The organism is Streptacidiphilus neutrinimicus (genome assembly GCF_000787815.1).
In the GTDB taxonomy this organism is placed as follows: Bacteria; Actinomycetota; Actinomycetes; order Streptomycetales; family Streptomycetaceae; genus Streptacidiphilus; species Streptacidiphilus neutrinimicus.
Window position 1 is genome coordinate 89,073 of record NZ_BBPO01000026.1, and the last position, 9,583, is coordinate 98,655.

The following is a 9,583-nucleotide window of genomic DNA, read 5'->3' on the forward strand; positions in this document are numbered from 1 at the left end:
GCAGTGAAAGGGAGTTCCGAAGTGAGAAACAGAACGTTCCGCGCGGCCCTCGCCGGTACGTCCGTGGCGCTGCTGGCCGCCGCCTGCGGCTCCGGCGGCGCGGCGAACACCCCGGACGCCAAGAGCAACTTCTCCACCGCCCAGGTCACCACCGCTCCCGGCGCCAAGCCGCTGACGAACCTGACCTGGTCCGGCGACTACCGTGCGCCCTACTCCGAGGACCCGGTGAAGACCGCTGACTACCCCGAGGAGACCATCCTCGGCAACGTCTGCGAGCCGCTGATCCGCGTCGCCCCGGACTACAGCCTCCAGCCGGGCATCGCCAGGTCCTGGAAGCAGCCGGACGCCGAGCACGTCGTGGTCGCGCTCGACCCGCGCGCCAAGTTCGCCGACGGCAAGCCCGTCACCACGGACGACGTGGTCTACAGCGTGATGCGCAACCTGGACCCGAACGTCGCCAGCAACTACGCCGACTCCTACAACGACCTCGGCAGCGTCAAGGCCACCGGGCCGTCCGAGGTGACCTTCACCCTCACCAAGCCCGACTACATCTTCGACCGCCAACTCGGGATCCTCGGCGCGGCGATCGTGGAGAAGGCCTTCGCGGTCAAGGCCGGGCAGAACTTCGGCAACGCGGGCGTGGGCGTCATGTGCACCGGGCCCTACACCATCGCCTCGTTCGACGGCACCAACCAGATGGTGCTGAAGAAGAACCCGACCTACTGGGACCCGAGCCACGCGGGCAAGGCGGACACGGTCACCTTCAAGTTCCTCGCCGACCCCTCCGCGCTCGCCAACGCCCTCTCCTCCGGCGCGCTCCAGGGCGCGTTCAACCTCCAGGCCTCCGTCATCCCGCAGTTGAGCAGGAGCGCCGCGGGCAAGCTCTACATCGGCGGCGCGGGCTCGACCACGCAGAACATCGACCTCATCGTCTCCAGCTTCTCCGGCGGCCTCGGCGACGCCCGCACCCGGCAGGCGCTGAGCATGGCGCTGGACCGGATCGGCATCGCCAAGACCCTGGCCGGCGGCGCCGCCGACCCGCTCTACGCCGTGGCCGGCCCCGGCTTCTGGCAGAGCAGCCCGGCCGCCACCACCTACAAGGCCGCCTACGACCAGCTCGCCGCCCAGGGCGTGGACATCGCCGGGGCCACCAAGCTCGTCCAGGCGGCCGGAGCGACCGGCAAGCAGGTCAGCATCGCCTACCCGGCCGGCAACCCGGCGCAGTCCCAACTGGCCGCCGTCATCCAGCAGACCGGCCAGCAGATCGGTCTCAAGGTGAAGATCGTCGGCTTGCCGGACCAGCAGTACGGCGACCTCTTCACCGACCCCAAGGCCCGTGGCGCCTACGACGGCTTCCTGACGATCAACTACATGGAGTTCCCCGAAGCCGCCACCATGTACCAGAGCTACGCGACCAAGGGCGGCGTGCAGAACTTCAACGGCTACGCCAACCCGCAGGTCCAGGCCGACCTGGACGCCGCGCAGGCCACGGACGACCCGCAGGCGCGCGCCCAGGCGGTGATCAAGGCCCAGGCGATCCTGGACAAGGACCTGCCCTGGATCCCGATCATCGAGCCGCGGGCCCTGCTCTTCCAGAGCAGCGCGGTCACCGGTGCGCCGCTGACCTTCTCCTACATGGACAACGCCTGGGTCACCGCCGTGGGGGCGCCCTGATGGCCCGTCTGCTCCTGCACCGACTGGGCGGCCTGCTGACCACGCTGTTCCTCTCCAGCGTCGTGATCTACGGCAGCCTCTACCTGGCCCCGGGCAGCCCCGAGAACGTCCTCTTCGGCTCCCGCTCGCCCTCGGCCGCCGCCCGCGCGGCCGTCCGGCGCCGGCTCCACCTCGACCAGCCGCTGCCGGTCCGCTACTGGGACTGGCTCACCGGCGTCCTGCACGGCGACCTCGGCACCTCGATGGTGACCGGTCAGCCCGTCGCCGACAGGGTCGGCTCCGGCCTCGGGAACACCCTGCTGCTGGTGGTCATGACGATGATCCTGGTGGTCCTGTTCGGGCTGGCCATGGGCCTGACCGCGGCGCTGCTGCCCGGCCGTGTCGACGGCGTGGTCAACGCGCTGACCTCCGTGTCGGTCACCGTCCCCTCGTTCGTCGCATCCGCGCTGCTGATCTCCGTTTTCGCCGTCAGGCTGGGCTGGTTCCCGGCCTCCGGCCTCGGCCAGGGCTTCGGCGGCAGGGTCGACGGGCTGGTGCTGCCGGCCGTGGCGCTGGCGATCCTGTCCTGCGGCTTCCTGGCCAGGGTCACCCGCAACGCGGTCCGCGACCAGCTGGAACGCGAGCACGTGCAGACCGCGCTGGTCCGGGGTCTGCCGAGGGCCGTGGTGCTGCGCAGCCACGTGCTGCGCAACGCCCTGCCGCCGATCATCACCGCGATCGGCCTGCTGACCGCGGGGACCTTCGCGTCGACCCTCGTCGTCGAGTCCGCCTTCGCGGTGCCCGGGATCGGGCAGCTGACCATCCAGTCGGTCGCGCAGAAGGACTTCCCCGTCGTCCAGGCCGTGGCCCTGCTGCTGGTGGCCGCGTTCGTCGTCTGCAACGCCGCCGGCGACCTGATCCAGGCCGTGGTCGATCCGCGGCTGCGCGAGGCCGGGAGCACCTCATGAACCGCATGAAGTTCACGTGGACGCGCCTGAACAAGGCGCTGGGCCGCTCCGGGACGCTGTCGCTGGCGTTCCTGACCGTCGTCGTGCTGGCCGCGGTCCTCGCCCCGCTGGTCGCGCCCGCCGACCCCAACCAGTCCAGCCTGCTGGACGCCTACGCCGGACCGTCCGGCGCGCACCTGCTCGGCGCGGACGGGATCGGCCGCGACCTGCTCTCCCGGCTGATCTTCGGCGCGCGCACCTCGCTGCTCGGCCCGGCGCTCGTCGTCGGCGTCTCGCTGCTGCTCGGCATCCCGCTGGCGCTGCTGGCCAGTTGGTACGGCGGCTGGGTGGACGGCGTGATCGCCCGGGTCTTCGACCTGGTCTACGCGCTGCCCGGGCTGCTGCTCGCGGTGCTGACCGTCGCGCTGTTCGGCCCCGGACTCACCCCGGCCGTCGTCGCCCTCTCGATCGCCTACATCCCGTTCCTGGCCCGGATCGTACGGGCGGCGGCACGCCAGCAGCGGGTGAGCCCGTACGTGGACGCGCTCGCCGTGCAGGGCTTCGGAGTGCTGCGGATCACGGTCCGTCACATCCTGCGCAACATCGTGCCGGTGGTCGTCGGACAGGCGGCGATCGCCTTCGGCTACGCGCTGCTGGACCTCGCCTCGCTCTCCTACCTGGGCCTGGCCGTCCAGGCCCCGACGTCCGACTGGGGCGTCATGGTCAGCGACAGCGACGCGCTGCTCAAGGGCTACTGGTTCCAGGTGACGGCGCCCGGCGTGCTGATCGTGCTCACGGTCCTCGCGCTGACCGTGCTCGGCGCGCGCATCAGCGGCGAGAAGCCGCCCGGCTACCTGCGCCGCGGCCGCCCCGCGCGGGCCGCCTCCGCCCCCGTCGACGCCGCCGGGAACGACCGCACCACCGTGGGAGCCGCCGCATGACCGCACCCCTGCTCGAACTGTCCGGTCTGACCGTGGACGTCGCCACCGATGACGGCGGCGCCCGGACCCTGCTGGAGGGCGTCGACCTCACCCTGGCCCCCGGCGAGGCGCTCGGCCTGGTCGGCGAGTCCGGCTCGGGCAAGTCGATGACCATGCGCGCGGTCACCCGCCTGCTGCCGCGCGCCGCCTCCGCGACCGGCGCGATCCGCTTCGAGGGCGCGGACGTGCTCGGCATGAACGCCGGTGAGCTGCGCCGCTACCGCGACCGCGGGGTGGGCCTGGTCTTCCAGGACCCGCGCGCCCACATCAACCCGACCCGACGCATCGGCGCGTTCCTCGTCGAGGCGCTGGTGCGCAGCCGGGGTGTCGGCAGGCGCGAGGCGCTGGCGCGGGCCGCGGCGGTGCTGGCCGAGGTCGGCATCGACGACCCGCAGCGCCGGCTCGGCCAGTACCCGCACGAGGTCTCCGGCGGCATGCTGCAGCGCGTGATGATCGCGTCGGTGCTGCTCGCGGAACCGCGCCTGATCCTGGCGGACGAGCCCACCACCGCGCTGGACGTGACGATCCAGCGCGAGGTCGTCGCGATCCTGGACCGGATGCGGCGGGAGCGCGGGATGGGGATGGTCTTCATCACCCACGACCTCGACCTCGCCCTGGCCGTCTGCGGACGCGTCGCGGTGATGTACGCGGGCCGGATCGTCGAACTCCGCTCGGCGGACACCCTGCACGAGCGGGCCGCGCACCCGTACACGCTCGGGCTGCTCGGCTCCCGTCCGTCCGTCGACGCGCGCGCCGAGCGGCTGACGGCGATCCCCGGCCGTCCCGTCTCCGCGTTCGAGTCGGGGCCCGGCTGCGCGTTCGCGCCGCGCTGCTCGTTCGCGACGGCCGGATGCGAGAGCGCGCCGCCGCCGTTGGCGGACTTCGACGGCGGGGTGGTGCGCTGCGCGCGCGTCCAGGAGATCCACGCCGCACGGATGGAGACGAAGGCATGAACGCGGTCGTGGGCTGCGGCGTCCTCGAGGGCGGCAACGCCGTCGAGGCCAGGGGCCTGAACAAGCACTTCAAGGCCCACCACGCGGTCGTGGACCTCGACTTCGACGTCCCGGCGGGCGGGTCGCTGGGGATCGTGGGGGAGTCGGGGTCGGGCAAGACCACCATCGCGCGGATGCTGGTCGGCCTGGAGCGGCCGAGTGGCGGCACGATCGCCGTGACGGGACGCGACCGCAGCCGCCCGGCCCGGGGCGCGAAGGAACGGGGGCGCCGGGCTCGGGAGTTGCAGATCGTCTTCCAGGACCCCTACACCTCGCTGGACCCCAGCCAGTCCGCCCGTGCGGCCGTCGAGGAGGTCCTGCGCCACCACCGACGCCCCCTCGCCCTCGCCCAGGAGCTGGTCGACCAGGTCGGCCTGACCGAGCGCCAGTCCCGGGCCCGGCCGCGCGACCTCTCCGGCGGCCAGCGCCAGCGCGTCGCCATCGCACGCGCCCTGGCGGCCGCGCCGAAGGTGCTGATCCTCGACGAGGCCGTCTCCGCCCTGGACGTCTCCATCCAGGCCCAGGTGCTCAACCTGCTGGCCGACATCCGGGCCGAGACGGGGATCGCGTACCTGCTCATCTCCCACGACCTCGCCGTGGTCCGCCAGCTCTGCGACACGGTGCTGGTGCTGCGGCGCGGCCGGGTCGTCGAGCAGGGGGAGTGCGACCGGGTGCTGGACGATCCGGCCGAGGACTACACCCGCGCGCTGCGCGAGGCCGTCCCCGTCCCCGGCTGGACCGTGGGCGGATAGCCTGTCCCTTGTTCAGGCCGCCGGTGTCACGGTGACCGTCACCGTCGCCCCGGCGGGCACGCCGACCTGCGCCGTCCCGTACCAGCCGGCGTGCGGCTGCCGCAGGTCGATCCTGGCGTGCGGGGCGCCCGTCACGGCCACGGACGCGCCGGCGGTGTAGACGCTCGGCGGCAGCACGACGCGGGTCGGCAGGCGGCCGGAGGCGCGGTAGCGCAGCGTGTAGGTCCGCGTCGCCGGGTCGTAGGACTCGGCGAGCGCGGAGCCCGCCAACTCCCGCGCGTAGGGGGTGAACACGGGCGCGTCGCCCGGGTGGGGCGTCCCGTCCGGGCCGAGGGGCGTGTAGCCGCCCGTCCCCTTCCCCCAGTACCACATGGTCCAGCCCGCGGCGAACTTCCGCATGGCCGCGACCTGCTGGGCGACCAGCTCGGTGTTGCCCGGCCGGTCGGCGTCCGGCGGGCCCCACTCGCCGACCAGGACGGGCATCCTGTGCGCCTGCGGGTAGGCCGTGACAGCCGCGACGTAGTTCTGGACGAAGCCGTCCGACGGGTCCCAGTCCTGGCCGTCCTCCACGCTGGTGTCGTAGAAGTGCGGCGCGTAGCCGATCCGGGGCGCGCCGTGGCGCGGGTCGGCGAAGCCGGGGAGCTGCGTCGGCACCCCCTCGCCGACCAGGACCGTCGGCTCGACGAAGATCCACGAGGACGCGTCCACGCCGCGCACCGCGCCGATCAGACGGCGGTACATCGCGGCCAGCCGTCCCCGTTCCAGCGCGGCGGACGCGGCGACCTGCTCGGCCGGGTCCGTCGGGTCCCCCGCGATCGGGCCGGAGGGCTCGTTGAACAGGTCGTAGCCCAGCAGCGAGCGGTGACCGCGCAGTTCGCGGGCGACATGGGCGTAGAAGTCGGCCTGGGCCCGGCGCAGGTCCGGGTCGTCGTACAGGTGCTGGAAGGCGCGCTGCACGGCGGGCTGGAAGTATCCGGCGAACCAGTCGTTCGGGTCGGCGACGAAGGGGAGACCGTCGTCGCGGGTGGCCCACTGGGGCGCCCCGTCCTGGCCGCCGCCGTACTCGGGGCCGAAGACGTCCTGGTGGAAGTCGACGACGACGCGCAGCCCGGAGCGGTCGGCGGCGTCCATCAGCTGTCGCAGCTTGCAGAACTCGGCCTCGTCGTACCGGCCGCGCTGTGGCTCCAGGCGGGCCCAGGTGATGTCGAGGCGGATCAGGTCGAAGCCCCAGGCGGCGATGGCGCGGATGTCGGCGGGGGTCGTCTCGTCGTACTTGTCGACGTTGAAGCCGCGCAGGCCGAGCACGCGGCCGTGGCCGTCGGTGAGGGCCGTGGACGTGGAGGCGGCGGCCCGGCCGGACGGCGCGGCCGAAGCCGTCGCGGGGGCGGCGCAGAGCGCTGCGGACAGGGCGGCGGAGAGGGCGATGGTCGCCGCCGTGAAACGGGAGCGGGGGCGCAAGAGCACCTCCAAAGGAAGAGGTCGGATGGCCGCCGATCATGCTCCGCGGAGCCCGCGTCCGCAAGACGAATGCGAGCATTACTCATGTTCATTTTTGGCCGGCCCTCATGCCCACCGCTCCCTCGCCTGGGCGGCGCCCGCCTCGCTCGCGCACTTCCTGGCTTCAGCCCGGACTCTCCGACGAGCCGTGCGCCGAAGCCCGCCGCGCTGCGCGCGGGGGGCCGATCCTGGCGTGGCAGGAGGGCTGACAGCGGGCAGCGGCGCACCTATGCTGACGCCACGTCTTACAAGGCCGTGTGGACGGACACGCGACGGGGGAACCGATGGAGCAGGTGACCGGCCGACCGCTCAGTCCGGTGGTGCGCTACGCCATGGTCGTGCCGATGGCGCTCGGCGCGGTCTACGCCGCCCTGCTGCTCACGCTCGCCTCCTCGCACACCGCAGCGCTCTTCGCCTGGACCATGTCGCCGGTCAGCGCCACCCTCATCGGCGCCGGGTACGCCGGCAGCTGCGCGATGCTGTGGCTCTGCGGGGCCCGGGCCAAGGAGTGGACCCACGCCCGGGTCTCCGTGCTCAGCTCCTCGTTGTTCATGCTGCTCATGCTGGCCGCCATCCTGCTCGACCACGGCACGTTGCACCTGCGCGGCGGCGAGCTGTTCGCAGTGTCGGCCGCGTTCGGCTGGCTGGGCGTGCACCTCGTCGCGCCGCTGGTCGGCGCGGTCGCGCTGGGGGCGCAGTTCTTCGGGAGGGGGCGCGGCCCGGGCGCCCGGGGTGGGGAGCCGGAGCGCCCCGGGGCGATGCCCTGGTGGATCGCGCTGCCGACCTTCTGCTCCGGCCTGTTCCTCACCGTCGTGGGCGTCCTGCTCTTCGTCTCGCCCGGCTGGGCCGCCCGGCACTGGCCTTGGGCGGTCAGCCCGCTCGACGTGCGGGTGCTCGCGGCGTTCGGGCTGACGTTCGGGGCCGCGATGCTCGGCACGGTCCGTGAAGGCGAGCTGCGCCGGGTCAACCACGGCATGGTCGCGATGGTCGTCACCGGCCTGCTCGGCCTGATCGGGCTGGTCCGCTGCGCGGACCAGGTCCGCTGGTCCTCGGTCGGCGCGTGGTGCATGGTGGCTGTGCTGATGCTGTTCCTGGGCATGGGCCTGGCCGGTCTCGGCCTCGCCGCGGTGCTCCCGGAGGCACTGCCGCCGACCCCGCGCGCCCCCTCCGCGACCCCGTCCACCGGTGCGGGCAACCCCGCCTGAGTAGGTGTCAGTGGTCCGGGGTAGGCTTCGCAACCGGAGATACTTGCACACCGACCTCACGGGGCGGATAGGCTTCGCACCACGGCCCTGGTGCCTTGCAAGGGGTGGGACATGGAACAGATGCAACACGTGCGCAGTCGGCCGCGCATTCCGGCCGTCCAGTGCGGCACGGGTGCGGCGAGCCGCAGGCTCGACCGGCACCTCTCGGTGCTGGGCGCGCCTGCGCTGACCCAGGTCGAGGTCGCCGAGGCGGTCGGGCTGATAAGGGAGCTGACGCCGCGTGGCGTCGGTGCCCCCTCGATGTCCTCGTCCGCCCGTCCGAACCGCTTCTCGCGCACGGTGCTCCTCGCGCCGCTGCGCCGGCTCAAGCGCTCGCTGTTCGGCAGCAAGGGCCGGTAGACCCGGCTCGCCTCTCCGGGCAGGCCACGGCTGTGCTACTCGGCCGTGGCCTGCTTCAGCACGACCTGGTACGCCTTCTCCTCGCCCCGCTCCGCCAGTCGCCAGCCCGCCTCGGTGCGCACCAGCCGGTCCACGTACCAGAGTCCGCACTGCAGCAGCCCGCCGTCGTCCGGCAGCGGCATCGGGTTGTGGCACATGGTCCGCGCTGTCGCGCGGTCGCCGTCCAGCTCGATGATCGTGTTGGCCACCAGGTGCTGCGTGGCAGGGAACAGCGGCAGCACCTCCTCCAGGAACGCGCAGACCTCCGGGACCGTCCCGCGCGGGCCGCCCATCGCGGAGTAGTCGACGACGGCGTCCTCGGTGAAGACGTCCTTGAGCGCCGCCCAGTCGCGGCTGTCCACGGCGTGCGCGTACCGCGCGAAGAGTTCCTGGATCTCCAGACGGTCCGACATCTCCTGCAGCGTCAGCATGCGTGCCAGTGTGGGCGCGCGGGCGGGAGAAGAGAAGGCGTGTGCCCGCCTCGAACGGGCTAGGTCGGCGGGCGGCGCACGAAGCTCGCTCCTACGGTCGAAGGGACCGCCCGTGTCCATCGCGGGCCCCCGAAGGAGAGGCACAGCGGCATGCTGACTTCCCGACGCCCGACCACGATCGTGCTGTGCGTGCTGACGGCCGCCACGCTGGCCTCGGCCTCGGCCTGCTCCAGCAGCACCAAGAACGCCGTCTCGGGTGTCGCCAGTCAGGGCGCGTCCGCGGTCAGGAGCGCGGCGGCGAGTGCGGCGGCGAGCGTCGCGTCGAACGCGGCGTCGATGGCGTCCAGTGCGGCCGCGAGCGCCTTGGCGAGCGTGTCGGCGAAGGCCTCGGCCGGGGCGGTCCAGAAGAACGTGACCCAGGGCGCGTACTGCGCACCGGACGGCGCCTCCGGTGCGACCAGCGCCGGTACGGCGATGACCTGCAAGAAGGACGCGGCGGGCAAGGACCGCTGGACCCCTGCGGCCAACCCCTCCGCGAGTGCGGCCGCGGGGCAGTTCTGCTCCCCGTCCGGTGCGACGGCGACCGGGAGCGGCGGCGCGAAGCTGACCTGCAAGGCGGGCTCCGACGGCCGCGACCGCTGGACGGCCCAGTGACCTGAGGCCCGCTGGGCCCGGTGACCTGAGGTCG

Annotated in this window: 10 protein-coding genes; 7 read left to right on the top strand and 3 right to left on the bottom strand. The window is 72.9% G+C overall.

Annotated features, from left to right (window positions below):
• Positions 1–21: 21 nt before the first annotated feature.
• Genes TR48_RS18460 through TR48_RS18480 form a run of 5 tightly spaced genes read left to right on the top strand, consistent with a single transcriptional unit; the run spans position 22 to position 5,324 of the window.
• The gene (locus TR48_RS18460) at positions 22–1,674 is read left to right on the top strand and encodes an ABC transporter substrate-binding protein (RefSeq protein ID WP_161789857.1); all 1,653 of its coding nucleotides are present in this window, start codon (positions 22–24) and stop codon (positions 1,672–1,674) included.
• Positions 1,674–2,621, top strand: a complete 948-nt coding sequence (locus TR48_RS18465; RefSeq protein ID WP_042368565.1) for an ABC transporter permease — start codon at positions 1,674–1,676, stop codon at positions 2,619–2,621. The genes TR48_RS18460 and TR48_RS18465 overlap by 1 nt, the downstream gene beginning before the upstream one ends.
• Positions 2,618–3,541, top strand: a complete 924-nt coding sequence (locus tag TR48_RS18470; protein WP_063771009.1) for an ABC transporter permease — start codon at positions 2,618–2,620, stop codon at positions 3,539–3,541. Before TR48_RS18465 ends, TR48_RS18470 begins: the two co-directional genes overlap by 4 nt.
• Positions 3,538–4,533, top strand: a complete 996-nt coding sequence (locus tag TR48_RS18475; RefSeq protein WP_042368568.1) for an ABC transporter ATP-binding protein — start codon at positions 3,538–3,540, stop codon at positions 4,531–4,533. Before TR48_RS18470 ends, TR48_RS18475 begins: the two co-directional genes overlap by 4 nt.
• Positions 4,530–5,324 (top strand): ABC transporter ATP-binding protein, encoded by a 795-nt coding sequence (locus TR48_RS18480; protein WP_042368569.1) that lies wholly within the window; start codon positions 4,530–4,532, stop codon positions 5,322–5,324. The genes TR48_RS18475 and TR48_RS18480 overlap by 4 nt, the downstream gene beginning before the upstream one ends.
• Positions 5,325–5,336: 12 nt before the next feature.
• On the opposite strand, the gene TR48_RS18485 is transcribed toward TR48_RS18480, so the two are convergent.
• Positions 5,337–6,782: a cellulase family glycosylhydrolase gene (locus tag TR48_RS18485; protein ID WP_042368624.1), complete on the bottom strand. Its 1,446-nt coding sequence runs from the start codon at positions 6,780–6,782 to the stop codon at positions 5,337–5,339.
• 323 nt (positions 6,783–7,105) lie between these two features.
• Here TR48_RS18485 and TR48_RS18490 point away from each other — a divergent pair, with 323 nt between their 5' ends.
• Both TR48_RS18490 and TR48_RS18495 read left to right on the top strand, forming a co-directional pair.
• Positions 7,106–8,026, top strand: coding sequence for a hypothetical protein (locus tag TR48_RS18490; RefSeq protein ID WP_042368571.1), 921 nt, complete (start codon positions 7,106–7,108; stop codon positions 8,024–8,026).
• 111 nt (positions 8,027–8,137) lie between these two features.
• Positions 8,138–8,425 carry a hypothetical protein gene (locus tag TR48_RS18495; RefSeq protein ID WP_042368573.1) on the top strand — a complete coding sequence of 96 codons (288 nt, stop codon included), beginning with the start codon at positions 8,138–8,140 and terminating at the stop codon, positions 8,423–8,425.
• Between the two features lie 35 nt (positions 8,426–8,460).
• On the opposite strand, the gene TR48_RS18500 is transcribed toward TR48_RS18495, so the two are convergent.
• Together TR48_RS18500 and TR48_RS45605 are read right to left on the bottom strand one after the other, a co-directional pair.
• Positions 8,461–8,895: a nuclear transport factor 2 family protein gene (locus TR48_RS18500; RefSeq protein ID WP_042368575.1), complete on the bottom strand. Its 435-nt coding sequence runs from the start codon at positions 8,893–8,895 to the stop codon at positions 8,461–8,463.
• 266 nt (positions 8,896–9,161) lie between these two features.
• Positions 9,162–9,583 (bottom strand): hypothetical protein (locus tag TR48_RS45605; protein ID WP_236652208.1); only part of this gene is annotated, 422 nt, incomplete at its 5' end.

Bases quoted from the DNA above. Each gene is read 5' to 3' on its own strand.
- TR48_RS18465 (WP_042368565.1), top strand. From the start codon at position 1,674: ATGGCCCGTCTGCTCCTGCACCGACTGGGCGGCCTGCTGACCACGCTG.
- TR48_RS18470 (WP_063771009.1), top strand. From the start codon at position 2,618: ATGAACCGCATGAAGTTCACGTGGACGCGCCTGAACAAGGCGCTGGGC.
- TR48_RS18475 (WP_042368568.1), top strand. From the start codon at position 3,538: ATGACCGCACCCCTGCTCGAACTGTCCGGTCTGACCGTGGACGTCGCC.
- TR48_RS18480 (WP_042368569.1), top strand. From the start codon at position 4,530: ATGAACGCGGTCGTGGGCTGCGGCGTCCTCGAGGGCGGCAACGCCGTC.
- TR48_RS18490 (WP_042368571.1), top strand. From the start codon at position 7,106: ATGGAGCAGGTGACCGGCCGACCGCTCAGTCCGGTGGTGCGCTACGCC.
- TR48_RS18495 (WP_042368573.1), top strand. From the start codon at position 8,138: ATGGAACAGATGCAACACGTGCGCAGTCGGCCGCGCATTCCGGCCGTC.
- TR48_RS18500 (WP_042368575.1), bottom strand. From the start codon at position 8,895: ATGCTGACGCTGCAGGAGATGTCGGACCGTCTGGAGATCCAGGAACTC.